22 protein-coding genes are annotated in these 18,269 nt (G+C 72.7%); 6 read left to right on the top strand and 16 right to left on the bottom strand.

Annotated features, from left to right (window positions below; all coding sequences use genetic code 11):
* Complete coding sequence (locus HNR19_RS06360) at window positions 1-669, bottom strand: flagellar biosynthesis protein FlgA (protein WP_179667130.1); 669 nt, start codon at window positions 667-669, stop codon at window positions 1-3.
* Window positions 670-769: 100 nt separating this feature from the next.
* Here HNR19_RS06360 and HNR19_RS06355 point away from each other — a divergent pair, with 100 nt between their 5' ends.
* Window positions 770-1,018 carry a helix-turn-helix transcriptional regulator gene (locus HNR19_RS06355; RefSeq protein ID WP_179667129.1) on the top strand — a complete coding sequence of 83 codons (249 nt, stop codon included), beginning with the start codon at window positions 770-772 and terminating at the stop codon, window positions 1,016-1,018.
* On the opposite strand, the gene HNR19_RS06350 is transcribed toward HNR19_RS06355, so the two are convergent.
* The 3 genes from HNR19_RS06350 to sigE are packed head-to-tail and all read right to left on the bottom strand — an operon-like array spanning window position 1,015 to window position 3,443.
* Window positions 1,015-2,316, bottom strand: coding sequence for a trypsin-like peptidase domain-containing protein (locus HNR19_RS06350; protein WP_179667128.1), 1,302 nt, complete (start codon window positions 2,314-2,316; stop codon window positions 1,015-1,017). The two genes, HNR19_RS06355 and HNR19_RS06350, sit on opposite strands and share 4 nt — an antisense overlap.
* Window positions 2,317-2,373: 57 nt before the next feature.
* Window positions 2,374-2,856 carry an anti-sigma factor gene (locus tag HNR19_RS06345; RefSeq protein ID WP_179667127.1) on the bottom strand — a complete coding sequence of 161 codons (483 nt, stop codon included), beginning with the start codon at window positions 2,854-2,856 and terminating at the stop codon, window positions 2,374-2,376.
* Window positions 2,844-3,443, bottom strand: coding sequence for an RNA polymerase sigma factor SigE (sigE, locus tag HNR19_RS06340; RefSeq protein ID WP_179667126.1), 600 nt, complete (start codon window positions 3,441-3,443; stop codon window positions 2,844-2,846). Before sigE ends, HNR19_RS06345 begins: the two co-directional genes overlap by 13 nt.
* A gap of 178 nt (window positions 3,444-3,621) precedes the next feature.
* Here sigE and HNR19_RS06335 point away from each other — a divergent pair, with 178 nt between their 5' ends.
* The gene (locus HNR19_RS06335; protein ID WP_343047079.1) at window positions 3,622-4,278 is read left to right on the top strand and encodes an O-methyltransferase; all 657 of its coding nucleotides are present in this window, start codon (window positions 3,622-3,624) and stop codon (window positions 4,276-4,278) included.
* 1 nt (window position 4,279) lies between these two features.
* Here the strand turns inward: HNR19_RS06335 and HNR19_RS06330 are convergent, their stop codons facing one another.
* The 9 genes from HNR19_RS06330 to ileS all read right to left on the bottom strand — a co-directional run bounded on the left by HNR19_RS06330 (window position 4,280) and on the right by ileS (window position 12,770).
* Entirely contained in the window at window positions 4,280-4,621 is a 342-nt protein-coding gene (locus tag HNR19_RS06330) for a hypothetical protein (protein ID WP_179667125.1), read from the bottom strand.
* A complete protein-coding gene (locus HNR19_RS06325; RefSeq protein ID WP_179667124.1) occupies window positions 4,618-6,204 on the bottom strand; it encodes a M17 family peptidase N-terminal domain-containing protein in 1,587 nt (528 codons plus the stop codon). The genes HNR19_RS06330 and HNR19_RS06325 overlap by 4 nt, the downstream gene beginning before the upstream one ends.
* Complete coding sequence (locus HNR19_RS06320; protein WP_179667123.1) at window positions 6,201-6,368, bottom strand: DUF3117 domain-containing protein; 168 nt, start codon at window positions 6,366-6,368, stop codon at window positions 6,201-6,203. Before HNR19_RS06320 ends, HNR19_RS06325 begins: the two co-directional genes overlap by 4 nt.
* 105 nt (window positions 6,369-6,473) lie before the next feature.
* The gene (locus tag HNR19_RS06315; protein WP_246303485.1) at window positions 6,474-6,737 is read right to left on the bottom strand and encodes a DivIVA domain-containing protein; all 264 of its coding nucleotides are present in this window, start codon (window positions 6,735-6,737) and stop codon (window positions 6,474-6,476) included.
* Window positions 6,738-6,746: 9 nt separating this feature from the next.
* On the bottom strand, window positions 6,747-7,475 hold the full coding sequence (locus HNR19_RS06310; RefSeq protein WP_179667122.1) for a TIGR00730 family Rossman fold protein: 729 nt from the start codon (window positions 7,473-7,475) through the stop codon (window positions 6,747-6,749).
* Window positions 7,472-8,563 (bottom strand): succinyl-diaminopimelate desuccinylase, encoded by a 1,092-nt coding sequence (gene dapE, locus HNR19_RS06305; protein ID WP_179667121.1) that lies wholly within the window; start codon window positions 8,561-8,563, stop codon window positions 7,472-7,474. The genes HNR19_RS06310 and dapE overlap by 4 nt, the downstream gene beginning before the upstream one ends.
* 8 nt (window positions 8,564-8,571) lie before the next feature.
* Entirely contained in the window at window positions 8,572-8,880 is a 309-nt protein-coding gene (locus HNR19_RS06300) for an AzlD domain-containing protein (protein ID WP_179667120.1), read from the bottom strand.
* A gap of 27 nt (window positions 8,881-8,907) precedes the next feature.
* Window positions 8,908-9,570 carry an AzlC family ABC transporter permease gene (locus tag HNR19_RS06295; protein ID WP_343047078.1) on the bottom strand — a complete coding sequence of 221 codons (663 nt, stop codon included), beginning with the start codon at window positions 9,568-9,570 and terminating at the stop codon, window positions 8,908-8,910.
* Window positions 9,567-12,770: an isoleucine--tRNA ligase gene (gene ileS, locus HNR19_RS06290; protein ID WP_179667119.1), complete on the bottom strand. Its 3,204-nt coding sequence runs from the start codon at window positions 12,768-12,770 to the stop codon at window positions 9,567-9,569. The genes HNR19_RS06295 and ileS overlap by 4 nt, the downstream gene beginning before the upstream one ends.
* A 234-nt stretch (window positions 12,771-13,004) precedes the next feature.
* Between ileS and HNR19_RS06285 the strand changes: the two genes are divergently transcribed.
* On the top strand, window positions 13,005-13,145 hold the full coding sequence (locus HNR19_RS06285; RefSeq protein WP_179667118.1) for a hypothetical protein: 141 nt from the start codon (window positions 13,005-13,007) through the stop codon (window positions 13,143-13,145).
* 57 nt (window positions 13,146-13,202) lie between these two features.
* The gene (locus HNR19_RS06280) at window positions 13,203-13,997 is read left to right on the top strand and encodes an acyl-CoA thioesterase domain-containing protein (protein ID WP_179667117.1); all 795 of its coding nucleotides are present in this window, start codon (window positions 13,203-13,205) and stop codon (window positions 13,995-13,997) included.
* A gap of 7 nt (window positions 13,998-14,004) precedes the next feature.
* On the opposite strand, the gene HNR19_RS06275 is transcribed toward HNR19_RS06280, so the two are convergent.
* Both HNR19_RS06275 and HNR19_RS06270 read right to left on the bottom strand, forming a co-directional pair.
* On the bottom strand, window positions 14,005-14,763 hold the full coding sequence (locus HNR19_RS06275; RefSeq protein WP_179667116.1) for an isocitrate lyase/PEP mutase family protein: 759 nt from the start codon (window positions 14,761-14,763) through the stop codon (window positions 14,005-14,007).
* Window positions 14,747-16,159 carry an MFS transporter gene (locus HNR19_RS06270; RefSeq protein ID WP_179667115.1) on the bottom strand — a complete coding sequence of 471 codons (1,413 nt, stop codon included), beginning with the start codon at window positions 16,157-16,159 and terminating at the stop codon, window positions 14,747-14,749. The genes HNR19_RS06275 and HNR19_RS06270 overlap by 17 nt, the downstream gene beginning before the upstream one ends.
* Window positions 16,160-16,236: 77 nt before the next feature.
* Between HNR19_RS06270 and HNR19_RS22300 the strand changes: the two genes are divergently transcribed.
* Complete coding sequence (locus HNR19_RS22300; RefSeq protein ID WP_218910166.1) at window positions 16,237-16,881, top strand: winged helix-turn-helix transcriptional regulator; 645 nt, start codon at window positions 16,237-16,239, stop codon at window positions 16,879-16,881.
* Here HNR19_RS22300 and HNR19_RS06260 read toward each other — a convergent pair whose 3' ends face one another.
* The gene (locus tag HNR19_RS06260; RefSeq protein WP_179667114.1) at window positions 16,882-17,223 is read right to left on the bottom strand and encodes a winged helix-turn-helix transcriptional regulator; all 342 of its coding nucleotides are present in this window, start codon (window positions 17,221-17,223) and stop codon (window positions 16,882-16,884) included. It lies immediately after the preceding gene.
* A gap of 83 nt (window positions 17,224-17,306) precedes the next feature.
* Between HNR19_RS06260 and HNR19_RS06255 the strand changes: the two genes are divergently transcribed.
* Window positions 17,307-18,221: an NAD(P)-dependent oxidoreductase gene (locus HNR19_RS06255; protein ID WP_281366463.1), complete on the top strand. Its 915-nt coding sequence runs from the start codon at window positions 17,307-17,309 to the stop codon at window positions 18,219-18,221.
* The last annotated feature ends 48 nt before the right edge of the window (window positions 18,222-18,269 follow it).

Raw genomic sequence — 18,269 nt, 5'->3', positions numbered from 1 at the left:
TCAGGGCTCGAGGTGGACCGACAGCACCGGGTCGTCCATCGCCCCGACGACCGACTGGAACTCCGCGGCCCGGTCGGCGTCGACGGCGACCACGACCTGCCGGGTGCCGCTGACCGCGAACGTCTCCTCGAGGGCGGGCGCGTCGACCACGGTCACCGAGTCGAGCACCAGCCCGGCCTGCTGGCCCGAGCCGCGGCCGCGCCGGACGCGGTCGTCGGCGTAGACGTCGACGACGGAGCCGGTCGTCACCGCGGGCGGCATGTGGTGCGGCTCGACGGCGAGCGAGACCTGGAGCGTGCCCTGCTCGTCGGCCGGCCCGACGGCCGAGCGGGTCAGCAGCTCCCCCGCGCCGACGCCGTGCCGCAGGACCATGCCCTCGGGCACCGGCTCCGACGCGGCGAAGTAGAGGTCGAGGTCGGCGGGATCGGCGAACCGGACCCGCGTGGTCACCAGCGCGTCGGTGTCGACCGGGGAGCCCGCGCCCTGGTCTCCCGCGAACGCCCAGACCGCGACCGAGTCGTCGGCCGCCGCGAACACGCGGGCGCCGAGCGCGATCGACGCGGTGACCAGCACCACGCCGATCCACAGGCGGGGGTCGCGCCAGCCCGACCTCGCGGTGCGGGTCGCCGGGGGCACCAGGGGCGTGCCCGTCCCGAGATTCCTGGACACGGGCACATCATGACCCGCCGGGGCCGTTCCGTCACCTGTCCATCCACAGGTGGCCGCAGGGCGCTACGGATCCTGGACCGTCGGATGCGACGATGGGCCCATGGTCGAGCAGTCTCCCCGCTTCCTGACCCTGGCCGACGTTGCCGAAGTTCTCAACACCTCCACCGCCCAGGTCTATGCGCTGGTGCGCCGCGGCGAGCTCGTCGCGATCAAGATCGGCGGTCGCGGGCAGTGGCGGGTCGAAGCCTCCAAGCTGGAGGAGTACATCCAGGAGCAGTACACCAAGGCGCGCAAGTTCGTCGAGGCCCACCCGTACCCGGAGAGCGCCGACGAAGACGCAGAGGTCTAACCCACCTCGCCGTCGAGGGTCACCTCGACGGTCCGCTCGTCGCCGTCCCGGTCGACGGTGAACTCGATCTCCTCGCCCGGCTGGTGGCTGCGGATCATCACGATCAGGGCGATGCCGTCGGTGACCCGCTCGCCCTCGACGTGCGTGATGAAGTCGCCCTTCTTCAGGCCGGCGGCCTCGGCGGGCGAGTCCGGCACGACCTCCTCGATCTCGGCGCCCTCACCGTCGGGAGTGCCGCCGACGACGACCTGCGCGCCGATGATCGGGTACTGCGCCTCGCCGGTCTTGAGGATCTGGTCGGCGGTCACGACGACCTGCTCGACCGGGATCGCGAAGCCGACGCCGATGTTGCCGGCCTCGCCGTTGAACGTGCCGCCGCCGTTGGTCGCGATGGCCGAGTTGACCCCCACGACCTGGCCCCGGCGGTCGACGAGCGGGCCCCCGGAGTTGCCCGGGTTGATCGCCGCGTCGGTCTGCACCGCGTTGATGTACGACGACTGGTCCTCGGTGCCGTCGGTGCTGACCGGTCGGCCCAGCGCGCTGACGATGCCCGAGGTGACGGTCGCGCTCAGGCCGAGCGGTGAGCCGATCGCGACGACGGGGTCGCCGACCCGGAGCCGCTCGGAGCGGCCCAGCGAGGCGGGCTTGAGGTCGGTGGCGCCGTCGGCGTAGAGCACGGCGACGTCGTAGACCGGGCTGCGGCCGACGACCTCGGCCTCGTGGTGCTGGCCCTCCTGGTCGACGATCGAGATGGTGCCGCCGTCGGCGTCGGCGTCCGCCACGACGTGGTTGTTGGTGATGATGTGGCCCTTGCGGTCGAGCACGAAGCCCGACCCGGTCGCGCCGGTGCCGTCCTCGAACTCGGCGATGATCTGGACGGTGCTCGGCAGCACCTTGGCCGCGACCTGGGTGACCGAGCCGCCGTCCTCGAGCGGCGGCAGCTGGTCGACGTCCTCCTCGTCGAGCCCGTCGCCGATGGGGCCGGCGGACGTCGAGTCCGAGTCGTCGTCGAACCACTCGGAGTAGCCGGCGGCGCCCGCGACGCCGCCGATGACGCCGACGACGAGCGACAGCGCGGCCACGGCGGGCCAGATCCAACCGGACCGGCGCGGGGACCCGGCCGGTTCCCCGGCGTGCCCGGGCGCGCTCGACGGGGGCGGTCCGACGGGCATCGGGGAGGTCTGCGGAGGTGCGGGCGGCGGGGAGGTCGGCGGGGGCGGCGGCCACTGGTGCTCAGCCGACTGCTCCGAGGGCAGGATCGGCTGGGTCTCGTCGTGCTCGTCGCGCTCGTCGTTCACGGTCACATCATGGCCGATCGGCGGTGAACGCCCGGGGCGGGTCCGGTCGGCAATCGCCTACGGAACGAGCCGCGCGATCCAGGCGGGCACGGCCTCGCGGCCCGGGGTCGAGGCCTGCACCGTGGGCGTCGCCGCCGGGCTGTCGATGCGGGTGACGGGCGGGCGGCGGTCCGCGGGCGGCGAGGAGGCCGGCGCCGTACCGAGCGCGAGGACGCCGAGCATCGCGGCGCCGATGGCACCGCCGCCGAGCACGGCGACGCCCATGCCGCGACGGGCACCGCCCTGGGCGCGCGGGGCCACGAGGTACTGCTCGCCCGGCGTCACGCTGAGCAGCGAGCCCTTGAGGTCCATCGGCGCGGCGCCCGGGTCGCACGACAGGCCGGCGAGGCGGGTCTTGACCCAGCCCTCGCGCTCGACCAGGTCACGGCACGCGTGGCAGGAGTAGACGTGGGCCCACGCCTCCTCCGCCTCCTGGGCGCTCATCTGGCCGTCGAGGAGGGCGCTCACCCGGTTGCCGAGGTGGCCGATCACGAGCGCCACCCCGAGATCAGGGAGGCCCGCGGACCGGTGTAGCGGGTGCGGCCCTCGCCCGGGGCCCGGTGCGCGAGGGCGGTGCGCAGCATGGCGCGGCCGCGGTGGATCCGGGACCGCACGGTGCCGAGCTTGGCGCCGAGGATCTCGGCGATCTCCTCGTAGCTGAGGCCCTCGATGTCGCAGAGCACGACGGCAGCGCGGAAGTCGGGCGGCAGCGCCGCCAGCGCGGCCTCGACGTCGTCGTCGAACGTGCGATCGGCGTACGCCGCCTCGGGCGCCGCCGCGGTGCTGGCCAGCCTGGCCGCGCGCTCGTCGGAGAGCGCGTCGAAGCGGATGCGCTGCTTGCGACGCGCCTGGTCGAGGAAGAGGTTGGTGGTGATCCGGTGCAGCCAGCCCTCGAACGTGCCGGGCGTGTAGGTGTGCAGCGAGCGGAACACGCGCACGAAGACCTCCTGGGTGAGGTCCTCGGCGTCGTGGCGGTTGCCGGTCAGGCGCAGGGCGAGGCGGTAGACGCGGTCGGAGTGCTGCTCGACGATCGTCTGCCAGTCGGGCACCTCAGGCACCGTCTGCTCGCTCGCCGCCTGCTCGCTCATCGCTTCCGTCCTTCTGCCCAATCCCGACGCGACCTTCCTGTGGCTGTGACGCTAGACCCTCTTGCTGAGGGTTCCCTGTGAGAACTCTGAAGGTGCCAACGAACGCCGGAGCCGCGTTGTTCCTGTTCACCGGCCTGTGCTGCCGGGATCAGGGCGCCGGGAGCGTTACCTTGACCCCGTGGCCCTCCCACCGATCAACCCGACCAGCTGGACCTTCGCCGAGACCTACGTCGCCGAGGACGAGGTCCTCGAGGCGGCGCGAGCCCGCGCCGACGAGGTCGGCGTGGCGCCGCTCGGGTCCGGCGCCGGCGCGGCGCTGCGGTTCCTGGCGGCCGCGCTCGAGGCGCGCGCGGTCGTCGAGATCGGCACCGGCACCGGGGTCTCCGGGCTCTGGCTGCTGCGCGGGATGCGGCCCGACGGCGTGCTGACCACGGTCGACGTCGAGGCCGAGCACCAGCGGCTGGCCAAGGAGTCCTTCAAGGAGGACGGCATCGCCCCGCAGCGGGTGCGCACCATCGCGGGCGCGGCGCTCGACGTGCTGCCGCGACTGACCGACGGCCACTACGACCTGGTCTTCGCCGACGGCGACAAGCGCGAGTACGGCGCCTACCTCGACGAGGCGCTGCGGCTGCTCCGCCCCGGTGGCGTGGTGGCGTTCGACAACGCCCTGTGGCACGACCGGGTGGCCGACCCCGCCCAGCGCGACGACGACACCGTCGCGATCCGCGAGCTCGTGCAGCGGGTCAACACCACCGAGGGGCTGGTCCCGGCGCTGCTGCCGGTCGGCGACGGACTGCTCGTCGCCAAGAAGGAGTGGACCCCCGCGTCGGAGTAGGTCACTCCGCGCGCGGAGCGGCGGCGAAGCCCGCCGCGCCCTCGGCGATCGCGACGATCTCGCACGGCTCGATCAGCACCGGCGCACTGCCGATGATCTGCGAGCCGGGCGACTCGGCCGCGACGGCCGTGAAGCTCTCCTGGAACGCCGCCCGCGCAGCGTCGTCGGCGAAGACGTAGCAGCCCTCGAACCACTCGCCCGGCACCATCCGCCAGGTCTTGTAGGAGAGCCCGTCCTGCCCGGTGAAGCGGGCGTGGGACGTCTCGGCGACGTACGTCGCCAAGCGCTCCCCGACGTCCTGCGACGCCTCAGCGAGCGACCAGCGGACGGTGAGACCCCTCATGACGCGATTCCTTCCAGTGGATCGTGAACACCCAGCCAGGTGAGCAGCAGCCGCGAGCCGAAGCCGGACGGGCCCACCGTCCACTCGTGCCACTCCTTCTCGACGTCGCCGACCGAGGCGATGTCGAGGTGCGCCCAGGGCACCCCGTCGCGCTTGCCGCCGGGACGCACAAAGTGCTGCAGGAACAGGGCGGCCACGATCGCGGACGGACCGGGCGCGCCGTTGTCGGCGTCGGCCACCTTCGAGGCGATCTTCTCCTCGTAGCCCGCGAACAGCGGGAACCGCCACACCGGCTCGCCCGCACGGTCACCGGCAGCGCTGAGCGCGGCCGCGAGGCCGTCGTCGGTCGCGAAGAAGCCCCCGACCTGCTGGCCGAGGGCGACCTTCATGCCACCGGTCAGGGTCGCGACGTCGACCACGACGGTCGGGTCGAGCTCGGCGATCGCATAGGCGAGGGCGTCGGCGAGGACCAGCCGCCCCTCGGCGTCGGTGTTGGTGACCTCGGACGTGCGGCCGCCCCAGTGGCGGATCACGTCGCCGGGACGCAGCGCGCTGCCCGAGATCGCGTTCTCCGCGGCCGGCACCAGCCCGGTCACCCGCACCGGGCAGTCGACGTCGGCCAGCGCGGCCATGGTCGCCAGGACCACCGCGCCGCCGGTCATGTCGCGCTTCATGTTGACCATGCTCGGGCCGGGCTTGATCGAGAGACCGCCGGTGTCGAACGTGATCCCCTTGCCGACCAGCACCACGTGGGGCAGCGTCTTGGCCGCGCGGGCCGACAGCCCGGCCGGGATGTAGTCGAGCCGGATCAGCCGCGGCGGCGTCGCCGAGCCGCTCCCGACCGCGATGATCCCGCCGAAGCCCTCGGCGGCGAGGTCGGACTCGTCCCACACCCGGCACTTCAGGCCGGCCGCGGCCGCGATCGCCTCCGCCTGCTCGGCGAGCCACGACGGGTTCTTGAGGTTGGACGGCACGGTCGCGAGCATCCGGGACCGCCACCCGGCGCCGCCCAGTGCGACCGCCCGCTCGAGCAGAGACTGGTCGCCGCCCATGCCCGGCGCCGCGATCACGACACGGGCGACCGGCGTACGGCGGGGGCCGTCGGAGCGCCAGTGGAACTCGAACGACCCCAGCATCGCGCCGGCGACGAACGCCTCGAGCACCTCGGACACGTCGGCGTCGTCACCGACCGCTGACGGCACCGAGGTCGCGACGGCGGCACGGTCGCGCGTCGCCTTCGCCACCGCGGCGCCCGCCCGGCGCACGTCGGTGGGTGAGGCCGCGCCGACACCCACCAGGAGGACGAGCCGGAGGTCGGGGTTGCGGTCCGTGCCGGACGGCACCGGAAGGCTCGCGGTCTCCGCCGTCGCACCGGTCAGCCCGTGCAGCTCCGCGACCGCGAGCAGGTCGACGTCGAGCTCGTCGGCGAGCTCGGCCGCCCCCGGGCCGAGCAGCAGCGGGTCGCCCGGCGCCGGACCGGGCAGGACCGGGATCGCCACCACGTCGGCGCCGACGACCGCGGCGGGAGAGATGTCCCCGAGCGCGAACTCGGGAGGTGAAACCTGTGAGGGGAGCGAGGTCACCCGACGACGTTCTTGAGGGCGTCGCCCAGGTTGCCGGCCTCTTCGGCGTTCAGCTCGACCACCAAGCGGCCCCCACCCTCGAGCGGGACGCGCATGACGATGCCGCGACCTTCCTTGGTGACCTCGAGCGGACCGTCGCCAGTCCGAGGCTTCATCGCCGCCATGCGGCACCCCTCTTTCTACTTCTGAGGTTGTCGTGCGCAGGTGCGCGGAGCCATTATCGCGTATCCCGCCAACGACGCGCAGCCGGTGCGGGCTACCGGTGCGGACTAGTTGCCGCGCTCGCGCTCGGCGAGCTCCGCCGAGAGGCGCTCGAGCAGCGCGTCGACCTCGCTCATCCGGTAGCCGCGGAACGCCAGGGAGAAGCGCACGCGGCGCAGGTCGTCGGCGGCGAGCGGGCGGTCGGCCGGCACCACGGCGTCCGGGCGGTCGTCGTACGCCGGAGCCATCGGCTCGCCGCGTCCGGCCGCCAGCATGGCGATCGCACCCATGGCGAGCACGATCATCACGGCGAAGACCCACATCATCGTCATGGTCGTCGCCTACCCGTGCTCCTCGCGGGCCTTCACCATCAGGTCCACGGCCTCGTCGACGTCGTCGGTGACCGTGAGCATGTCGATGTCGGACTGCTTGATCCGGGCGTCCGAGAGCATCGTGCCCTGCATCCAGTCGAGGAGGCCGGTCCAGTGCTCGGTGCCCATCAGGACGATCGGGAACTGAGTGATCTTGAGGGTCTGCGAGAGCGTCATCGCCTCGAACAGCTCGTCCAGGGTGCCGAGCCCGCCGGGCAGCACGATGTAGCCCTGGGAGTACTTCACGAACATCATCTTGCGGACGAAGAAGTAGCGGAAGTTGAGGCCGAACGACACGTAGTCGTTGAGCTTGGCCTCCCACGGGAGCTCGATCCCGAGGCCGATGCTCTCGCCGCCCGCCTCGAGCGCGCCGCGGTTGGCCGCCTCCATCGCCCCGGGCCCGCCGCCGGTGATGACGGTGAAGCCGGCCTTCGCCAGGGCCGAGCCGACGCGGATGCCGATGTCGTAGGCGGGGTGCTCGGGAGGGATCCGTGCCGACCCGAAGACCGAGATCGCGGGACCGATCTCGGCGAGGTCGTTGAAGCCCTCGACGAACTCGGCCTGGATCTTCAGGACCCGCCACGGGTCGGTGTGGACCCAGTCGGAGTCGCCCCGGCTGTCGAGCAGCCGCTGGTCGGTCGTCGAGCCGACGGGGCGGCCCTTGCTCGGCCGCGGCCCCGGTCCGCTGCGGCGCGTCACGCGCCCGCTCCCGGCGCCTCGAGCCAGGCGCGCAGCTGCCGTTCGCAGCGCTCGATCTGCTCCACGGGCACGTGCTCCTCCTTGGTGTGCGCCAGGCTCGGGTCACCCGGACCATAGTTGACGGCCGGTACGCCGAGGACGGTGAACCGCGCGACGTCCGTCCATCCGAACTTCGGGTTCACGGTGCCGTCCGGGCCGCCGACGGCCTCGACGAACGCCTTCGCGGCCGGCCGGTCGAGGCCCGGCATCGCGCCCGGCGCGGTGTCGGTGACGGTGACGTCGTAGCCGTCGAAGAAGTCGCGGACGTAGGCCAGCGCCTCCGCCTCGCTGCGGTCTGGTGCGAACCGGTAGTTGACGGTGACCACGCACTCGTCGGGGATCACGTTGCCCGCGACCCCGCCGCTGATGAACACCGCGTTGAGCCCCTCGTGGTAGCGGAGCCCGTCGATCTCGGGCTCGCGCGCGACGTAGCTCCGCAGGCGGTCGAGGACGTCGCCGGCGGCGTGGATGGCGTTGACGCCCTTCCAGCTGCGGGCGGAGTGCGCTCGCTCCCCCGTCGTCCGGACCTCCACGCGGAGCGTGCCCTGGCAACCCGCCTCGACGACCGCGTTGGACGGCTCCATCAGGATCGCGAAGTCGGCCTCGAGGAGGTCGGGGTCGGACTCGCTCAGCAGCCGCAGCCCGTTGAGCTCCGACTCGACCTCCTCGGCCTCGTAGAGGACGTAGGTGACGTCGTGGACGGGTGCGGTCAGCGTCGCGGCCAGCTTGAGGATGACCGCGTCGCCGCCCTTCATGTCGCAGGTGCCGAGGCCGTGGAGCAGCCCGGTCGAGGAGTCGAGGCGGCTCGGCAGGTTGTCGTTCACGGGCACGGTGTCGAGGTGGCCGGCGATGACCACCCGGCTGCCGCGGCCGAGCTCGGTGCGGGCGACGAGGGTGTGGCCGCGCCGGGTGACGGTCAGGTGCGGGAGGGCCGCGAGCGCGGACTCGACCGCGTCGGCGATCGCCTGCTCGTCGCGGGAGACCGACTCGATGTCGACGAGCTGCCGGGTCAGGGTGACGACGTCGGTGGACAGGTCGAGGACGGGCATGGCGCCAGTCAACCAGCAAGCCGGGCAAGGGCCGCGACGGCCGCGGCGCCGAACACCACCAGCAGGAACGGCGCCCGCAGGAGCAGCAGCACGACGGCCGCGCCGAGCCCGAGGACCCGGGCATCGACCGTGAGCGACGGTCCGTCGCCGAGCACCTGCACCGCCACGAGCGCTGCGAGCAGTGCGACCGGGATGAGCGCGGCGACCTCGGCGGCAAGGGGGTGGGCCAGCACCCGCTGCGGCACGGACAGGCCGGCCACCTTCAGCAGGTAGCAGCCGACGGCGGTCACGATGATCGCGACCCACAGCCCGGTCATGCGGGCCCCTCGGGAGCCGAGGTGTCCCTACGCCGGAGCAGCAGCCCGACGACGACCGCCACGGCCCCGCCGACGATGACCGGCACCCCCGCCGCCGTCAGGGGCACCAGCCCGATCGCCGTCGCGGCGCCGACGAGGGCCACGAGGCGTTGTGGCCACGCGCTGAGCCGGGGCCACAGGAGCGGCACCGACGGCTGCGTCGAGGCCGTACGTCCGCGGGTCGCCCAGCGCCGTGCCGGCGGCGGCGCCGACCAGCGTCATCAGGTTCCAGAGCACGAAGACGGTCCACCCGGTCAGGTGGAACGCGAGTCGTGACTGCCGGTGGTCGTGCTGTCCCAGGCCCATCGCCGTCGACTCGTCGATCACGACCTGCGCCGCGGCCAGCCGCCGCCAGCCTCGGACCCGCAGCCGCGGCGCCATCGCGAGCCCGTAGAAGAGGTTGCGGCTCCCGAGCAGGAGCGCGGTCGCCGTACCGGCCAACGGCGCGCCGCCCGCCGCGACCACTCCGACGAACGCGAACTGGGACGCGCCGGTGAAGACGAGGAGCGACAGCGCGCACGCCTGCCAGACGTCCAGCCCGGAGGCGGTCGCGACGGCGCCGAAGGACACGCCGTACGCGCCGGTCGCCAGGCCGACGCCGAGCGAGTCGACGACGACCTGGCGGTCCGGCTGGTCCGGGGAGGCGCTCACGCCCTCGCGAGCGACACGGTGGCGAGCTCCCCGTCACCGAGCGGGATCTCGGTGCCGGTCATGTGCTCCTCGACGGCGTACGACGTCGCGAGGGTCTCGCGCGTGATCAGCTGCTCGTGGGCCCGGGCGGCCGCGACCACGGACGCCGTGCCGGCGAGCACCAGGTGGATCCGGTCGGACACGTCGAGGCCGGCGTCCTTGCGTGCCTGCTGCACCGCGCGCACGAGGTCGCGGGCGAGCCCCTCCTCGGCGAGCTCCGGCGTCACCACGGTGTCGAGCACGACGAAGCCGCCACCCGGCAGCATCCCGGTCGCCGCGCCGTCGGCAGCCGAGCCGACGACGGTCTCGAGCGAGTACTCGCCCTCGACGAGGGCGAGGCCGCCCGAGGTCACGGCGCCGTCGGGAGCGACCGACCAGTCACCGGACTTCGAGCCCTTGATCGCCGCCTGCACGTCCTTGCCGAGCCGCGGGCCGGCCGCGCGGGCGTTGACGGTGAGCTTCTGCTCCACGCCGTACGACGCCGCCTCCTCCGAGTCGGCGGCGACCAGGCGCACGGCCTTGACGTTGAGCTCGTCGGCGACGATGCCCGTGTAGGGCTCCAGGGCCGCCGGGTCGTCGACGACGACCGTCAGCGTGGCGAGCGGCAGCCGGTTGCGCAGCTTCGCGGCCTTGCGCAGCGCGGAGGTGGCCGAGCAGACCTCGCGCACCTGGTCCATCGCCGCGACCAGCGTCGCGTCCGCGGGCAGCGCCTCGGCGTCCGGCCAGTCCACGAGGTGCACCGACCGACCGCCGGTGAGTCCGCGCCAGATCTCCTCGGTGGTGAGCGGCAGCAGCGGAGCCACGGCACGGCACACGACGTCGAGCACCGTCGCCAGCGTGTCGAACGCCTCGGTGCGCCCCTCCCAGAAGCGCTCGCGCGAGCGGCGGACGTACCAGTTCGTCAGCACGTCGAGGAAGCCGCGCGTGGTCTCGCACGCGTCGGCGATGGCGTAGTCGTCGAGCTGGGCCGTGAGCTCCTCGACGTACTGCCGCGTCTTGGCGAGCACGTAGCGGTCGAGCGGGTCGTCGGACGTGGCGCCGCCGACGCGGGCGTCGTAGCCCTCGGCGTTCGCGTAGAGCGCCAGGAAGTACCAGGTGTTCCAGAGCGGGATCATCACCTGGCGCACCGCGTCACGGATGCCCTGCTCGGTGACGATCAGGTTGCCGCCGCGCAGGATCGGCGACGCCATGAGGAACCAGCGCATGGCGTCGGCGCCGTCGCGGTCGAAGACCTCACGCACGTCGGGGTAGTTGCGCAGCGACTTCGACATCTTGTTGCCGTCGGAGCCCAGCACGATGCCGTGGCTGATGCAGGACTGGAACGCCGGCCGGTCGAACAGCGCCGACGCCAGGATGTGCATCGTGTAGAACCAGCCGCGGGTCTGCCCGATGTACTCGACGATGAAGTCGCCCGGGAAGTGGTGCTCGAACCACTCGGCGTTCTCGAACGGGTAGTGCACCTGGGCGAAGCTCATCGACCCGGAGTCGAACCACACGTCGAGCACGTCGGCGACGCGGCGCATCGTCGACTTCCCGGTCGGGTCGTCGGGGTTGGGGCGCGTCAGGTCGTCGACCCACGGCCGGTGCAGGTCGGGCTCGCCGTCGGCGTTGAGCGGCAGCCGGCCGAAGTCGCGCTCGATCTCCTCGAACGACCCGTAGACGTCGACCCGCGGGTAGGCGTCGTCGTCGCTCTTCCAGACCGGCACCGGGCTGCCCCAGAAGCGGTTGCGCGTGATGGACCAGTCGCGGGCGTTCTCGAGCCACTTGCCGAACTGGCCGTCCTTGATGTGGTCGGGCACCCAGCGGATCTGCTGGTTGAGCTCGCCCATCCGCTCCTTGAACCTGGTGACCTCGACGAACCACGACGAGACGCCCTTGTAGATCAGGGGCTCGCGGCAGCGCCAGCAGTGCGGGTAGGAGTGGTCGTAGGTCTCTCGCCGCAGCAGCACGGTCCCGGGCGTGACGGACCCGGTGCGCGCCTTCAGGTCGTCGATGATGTGGAGGTTGGCGTCGAAGACCTGCATGCCGGCGTAGTCGTCGACGGGGGCGGTGAAGCGACCGTCCTTGCCCACCGGCATGACGGGCTCGATGCCCTCGCGGTCGGTCACCTCCTTGTCGACCTCACCGAACGCACCCGCGGAGTGGACCAGCCCGGTGCCGTCGGTCGTCGTCACCGCCTCGTCCGCCGCGACGACGCGGAACGCATTCGCGTGCCCGGCGTAGTACGAGAACGGCGGCGCGTAGGTGAGCCCCACCAGCTCGCTGCCCTTGCCACGCCAGACCACGTTGGGCTCCTCGCCGAGCTCGCGGGAGTACGCCGACAGCCGGGCCTCGGCGAGCAGGTGGCGGTCGCCGTACTCCTCGACGACGACGTAGTCGATGTCGGAGCCGACCATCACGGCGAGGTTGCTCGGGAGAGTCCACGGGGTCGTGGTCCAGATCAGCAGCTTGACGCCGGAGAACTGACCCTCGGTCGTGACCTCGAAGCCGACCGTGACCGCGGGGTCCTGCCGCACCTGGTAGACGTCGTCGTCCATCCGGAGCTCGTGGTTGGAGAGCGGCGTCTCGTCGTTCCAGCAGTAGGGCAGGACACGGAAGCCCTCGTAGATGAGGCCCTTGTCGTAGAGGCTCTTGAACGCCCAGAGCACCGACTCCATGAACTCGGGATTCATCGTCCGGTAGTCGTTGTCGAAGTCGACCCAGCGCGCCTGGCGGGTGACGTAGTCGCGCCACTCGCCGGTGTACTTGAGCACCGAGGCCCGGCAGGCGTCGTTGAACCGGTCGATCCCCATCTCGAGGATCTCGTCGGTGGTCTTGATGCCGTTGAGGCGCATCGCCTCGAGCTCGGCCGGCAGCCCGTGGGTGTCCCAGCCGAAGCGGCGCTCGACGCGCTTGCCGCGCATCGTCTGGTAGCGCGGCACGATGTCCTTGACGTAGCCGGTGAGCAGGTGGCCGTAGTGGGGCAGGCCGTTGGCGAACGGCGGGCCGTCGTAGAAGACGAACTCACCTGATCCGTCCGCGCCTGCGTCGCGCATCTCGATGCTCGCGCGGAACGTGTCGTCCTCCGCCCAGAAGGCGAGGATCCGCTCCTCGATCTCCGGGAAGCGCGGGCTCGACGGCACGTTGCCGGACGGGTCGGTGGTGACCTTGGGATAGGTCATCGGGCTGCTCCTGCGAGTGGTCGGGATTCGTCGGTCGGGCTTGTCGAACCCGGGGACGACTCACGCCGCGGTACCACCCCGCTTGCCGACAGCCCGAGGGAGCTGGCGACCACTCGTTGACGGCTGTGACGGGCCTACCCGCCGGGTTCTACTTGCCTCCGCTGGTGCTCGGGCTTTCTTCCCGGGGCTCGCCGCTGATGACGGCTCAGACGCCTGTGGTGCAGAGTCTAGGTCATGGCCGACATGTGGACCGAGCCGGAATCCGACCCGCGTACGCAGGGCAACCCCGAGGGTGAGAAGGCGACCTACGAGGAGTACCTCACCAACTACCGGCTCACGCTGCGGGAGTGCATCGACGGCCGCACCGGCCAGTGACCGGCGCCACCCGTCGCCGGTGATGCAAAACGACCGATCGGTCGGCAAGATGGTGGGGTGAGCTACCTCCTCGACACCGCCGTCGCGTCCGAGCCCCTCGGCGGGGGCGTCCACCGGGTCGTCGTCACCTCGGACTGGGACACCGCCAACAAGACGCCCAACGGCGGCTACATCCTGGCGCTGCTGCAGCACGCGACGATGCTCGAGTCGGCACACCCCGACCCGCTGACGATCGCGATCACGTACTTCCGTCCCGCGCAGCCCGGTCCGGCGGAGGTCCGCGTCCGCGAGGTCCGCAAGGGACGGCGGGTGTCGACGTACGACGCGATCCTCGTGCAGGACGGCAAGGAGGTCGCGCACGCCGTGCTCAGCACCCACGACTGGGACGCCACCGGCACGGCCGAGCACACGCCGCACGCCGCGCCCGGGATCCCCCGACCCGAGGACTGCGGCGACGCCAGTGACCTGGTGCCCGCGGGGATGGTGCCGATCCTCGACCGCTACGTCTACCGCAGCACCGAGCCGCCGGGGTGGCTCGTCGGCAAGCCCACCGGCGTCACCGAGTCGCTCGCGTGGATCCGTGCCAAGGACGAGCGGCCCGTCGACTCCCTGATGGCGGGAGCGATGACCGACGCGTTCCCGCCCGTCACCGCCGAGATCGGCCACCTGGCGTCGGCCACGATCCAGCTCACGGTCCACTACCGCCGCCGGCCGGAGACCCTCTGGGCCCTCGGCCACGTCCGGACCCGGCACGTCATCCACGGCTACCACGACGAGGACGTCGAGCTGTGGGACGAGCAGGGCCGGCTCATCGCGCAGAGCCGCCAGCTGGCGATCCTGGCCGAGGGCTGACGGCCTCCTAGCGGAGCCCCGCGAGGTCCCGTCCGAGGTTGGCGAGGGCGCTCCGGTAGAGCTGCGGGCCGAGCGAGATCCGCGCCACCCCGAGCGCGGCCACGTCGGCGACGGAGCCCTTCCCGAGCGGGAGGCCGCCGTTGACGGGCGCATCGACCTTCTCGACGATCGCGCGCACCGCGTCGGGGTCGGCGCCCGGCGGGAAGACGCAGTCGGCGCCGGCGGCGCGGTAGGCCGTGCCGCGCGCCACCGCATCGCCGAGCTTGTCGTCGTCAGCGAGCGGCGAGCTGGGGAAGAACGAGTCCACCCGGGCGTTGATCACGATCGGCACGCCGGCCCGGTCGGCCGCGGCGCGCATCTGCTCGATGTAGGCAGCGCGCACGTCGGGCGCGACCAGGCCGCCGTTGCGGTGGTCGGAGTCCTCGATGTTGCAGCCGACGACACCGAGGGCGATCAGCCGCTCGACCAGCTCCTCGGGCGGCAGGCCGTAGCCGGCCTCGGCATCGACCGTCACCGGTACGTCGACACTGGCCGCGATCCGTCCGGCGACGCGGAACATCTCGTCGACCGGCGCCCCCTCCCCGTCGTCGTAGCCGAGCACGGCAGCGACCGCGTTGCTGGCCGTGGCGACGACCGGGAACCCGGCGTCGACGACGGCGAGCGCGCTGCCGACGTCCCAGACGTTCGGCAGGACGACGGGGTCGCCCGGCACGTGCAGGGAGCGGAGGATCTCGGCCTTGCGGGCCAGGTCAGCGTGATCGGACATGGTTCTCCTTCGTGGTGGCGGGCTCGGGCGGGGGTTCGGGGGCCATCGTGCGCGCGGCCACCGACACCAGGGCGCCGAGCGCGACGAGGGCGCCGGCGACGACCACCCACCAGCCGACGCGGTACGTCGCCGCGAGCGCCAGGGAGCCGGTGCCGATCGCGGCCACCCAAGCGGCGGTCCCCACGGCGGAGCCGACCTGGCGGAAGACCGTGTAGATGGCGACGCCGGTGGCGAACCGGTGCGGGGGCACGCCCACCAGGGCGAGCGCGAGCAGGTTCGGGATGGCCGTGCCCGCGCCGATACCGGCGAGCAGCGAGCCGGGCAGGAACGTCCAGGCGTACGACGACGTGTCGCCCAGCGTGATCCCGAGGACGAGCGCGCCGGCGGCGAGCGCCGCGGTCCCGGCGAGCGCGAGGCGCAGCGGAGGCACCTTCCCGGCGAGGCGTCCGGCCACGGCCGCGGCCACCGCCGAGACGGCGGGGCCGGGCGCCATCCGCAGGCCGGCCTCGAGGACGTCGTACCCCCGCACCGCCGTCAGGTAGAGGCTGCTGGCCAGGAGCAGCGCGGCGAACGCTCCCCAGAACGCGGCGGTGCCGAGCATCGCGGCGCCGAAGCCGCGTCGGCGGAAGAGGTCGGGCTCCAGGATCGGGTCGGGGTGCCGGCGCGAGCGCAGCGCGAGCAGGGCACCCAGCACGGCCGCCACCAGGACGGCGCCGAGGACCCGAGCGTCCCAGCCCCAGCTCTCGCTCTGCGCGAGCCCGAGGGTGAGCGCCGCGATCGCAGCGGCCAGGGTCGCTGCTCCGACCCAGTCGGTGCGCGTCCCCTGCTCGGCCGGCGACTCGCGGATCACGCGAGCGATCAGCACCAGAGCGACCAGCCCCACGGGCAGGTTGACGAGGAAGATCCAGCGCCAGTCGACCTGCGCGAGGATGCCGCCGAGCGGCGGGCCGGAGGCGGCGCCGGACGCCGCGATCATGCCCCACACCCCGAGCACGGCGGGTCGTTGTCGTTGCTCGAACATCGGGAGCACCGCCCCGAGCGAGTTCGGCGTCGCCAGCGCGGCGCCGACCGCCTGGACCGCGCGCCCGACGAGCAGGACGCCGTACCCCGGCGCGATGCCGGCCAGCAGCGACCCGAGCAGGAACAGACCGAGCCCGGCGGAGAAGACCCGTCGACGCCCGAACCGGTCCCCCAGTCGGCCGGCGGGCACGAGCACCGCGGCGAACAGGATCGCGTAGATCGTGAGGACCCACGAGAGGTCCGCTGCTGACGTCGCCGCGAAGTCCGACCCGATCGCCCCGATCGCGACGTTGACGATGAACAGGTCGAGGATCGTCAGGTAGATCGCCGTGCCCGCGACGGAGAAGGCGAGCCAGGGACGGGGAGCCGCACTCATGACGGCGACCCTAGACCCGTTACTTCGAAAAGCAAAGTGACTTCTTTGATTTCAGCATCAGCCGGTAAGATGACCGCATGACCTCCCGGAGCTACGACGAGAGCTGCGCGCTCGCTCACGGCCTGGATGTCGTCGGCGATCGCTGGGCGCTGCTCGTCATCCGGGAGCTCATGTTCGGGCCGCGCCGCTTCACCGACATCCAAGCCCGGCTCAGCGGCGCCAGCAGCAGCGTCCTCACCGACCGGCTCCAGCAGCTGGTGGCCGCAGGCGTCGCCGACCGCCGCCGCCTGCCCGCCCCGGCGGCGTCCTGGGTCTACGACCTCACCGAGTGGGGCCGCGAGCTCCGTCCGGCCATGCTCGCGCTCGCCGCGTGGGGCCGACGCTCGCCCGGCAGGAACGGCTCGCTCACGACCACCCCCGCCGCGATCGCGATGGCGATCCTGCTCCACTTCGACCCCGCTCGGGCGGACGGTCTCGACGCCGAGGTCGACCTGGACCTCGACGGTGACCGCTTCCGCGCATCGGTGCACGATCGCGCGCTGGAGATCACCGGTCCCCGCGACTCCGCCGCCGCGGCGACCGTCCGCGCGGACGCGTCGTCGATGAAGGCGCTCATCGGTCCTCGGCGCCCGGGCAGCGCGCGGGGGTGGGCGGCGGTGGGCGTCGAGCTCGAGGGAGACCGCGCCCTCGCCGTCAGGCTCCTCGGGACGCTGACGGCCTGACTAGGACGCGTCGGCGCTCGCCCCGCTGAGGACCTCGAGGTGGGCATCGCCCCAGTCGGCCAGGGGCGCGAGTGCCGCGTCGAGCGCCCGCCCGTGCTCGGTCAGGGAGTACTCGACGTGGAGCGGGAACCCCGGCTGCTCACGCCGGCTGACCACGCCGTCGCGCTGGAGCTCCCGGAGCTGGGCGGCCAGGACCTTCTCCGACACCGGCCCGATCTCGCGGCGCAGCGCGCCGAACCGGCGAGGCCCCTGGCCCAGCAGCCACAGGATCGTGGGCTTCCACTTGCTGCCGACGACAGCGAAGGCGACGTTGACCCCGCAGGTCTCGTCCGGGTCCGACATGGTGAGCGCTCCTTACGTGGCGGTACGTGGTGACAACAAAGTGCGTACTGGTCACCGGCCGCGGCCGGTGCCACCTTCGTCGCATGAACCCGACAACCGACCGACCTCATTCCTCCCCCACCTCCCCGCGGCGTGTCGCGGTGCTCGGACTCGGCCCCATGGGCGCGGCGATCGCGCGGTCGCTGAGGACCGCCGGCCACGACGTGGTCGTGTGGAACCGGTCTCCCAAGGACCTCGGGGAGATCGGCCTGGCCGACGCTCCGCTGACGGCCGACCCCGCCGGCGCCGTGCGCGACGCCGACGCCGTGATCGTCTGCGTCCGCGACCACCACGCCAGCCGGGAGCTCCTCGAGCGGCTGGCGCCGGGACTCACCGCGGGCGTGCCGGTCGTCAACGTGTCCACCGGCACGCCGGAGGACGCGGTCGCGTCTGCGGACGCCGCGGCAGCCCTCGGCATCGCCTACGTCACCGGCGCGATCATGGTCCCCACGGCCCTGGTCGGCACCGAGCACCACCTGGTGCTGTGTGCAGGCGGCCAGGACGCCGTGGCCGCGGCCCGCCCCGTGCTGGCGGGTCTCGGTGGCGTGACCGACGTGCTCGGCGAGGACCACGCGGTCCCACCCGCCCTCGACCTGGCGATGCTCGACGTCTTCTTCGCGGGCATGTACGCGTTCCTCCATTCCGCCGCGCTGGTGCGCGCCCACGGCATCGAGCCCTCCGCCTACCTCCCCTACGCCACCGGCATCCTCGAGACCCTCGGCGCGGAGCTGCCGAACCTGGCCCAGGCGTTCGAGCTGCGGAAGTACGACCGCGGCCAGGCGAGCCTCGAGATGTGCCTGCGCGGTCTCGAGCACGTCGTGGCTGCCACCGAGGCCGCCGGGGTGGCCCCGGCGCTGCCGCGACTCGTGCGCGACGTCACGCGCGCACAGATGGAGCGGGCGAAGCCCGGGGTGGACTGGGAGTCCGTCGCCGAGGGCCTCACCGACCCGGCTCGCTGACCGGCCCTGCCGAGGGCAGAACCGCCCACAGCGGAATCGCTTGGGCGC

The sequence above is a fragment of the Nocardioides thalensis genome (genome assembly GCF_013410655.1).
Lineage (GTDB): Bacteria > Actinomycetota > Actinomycetes > Propionibacteriales > Nocardioidaceae > Nocardioides > Nocardioides thalensis.
Note: the sequence above shows the minus strand (reverse complement) of the source record. Positions and strands in the feature narration are given on the sequence as shown.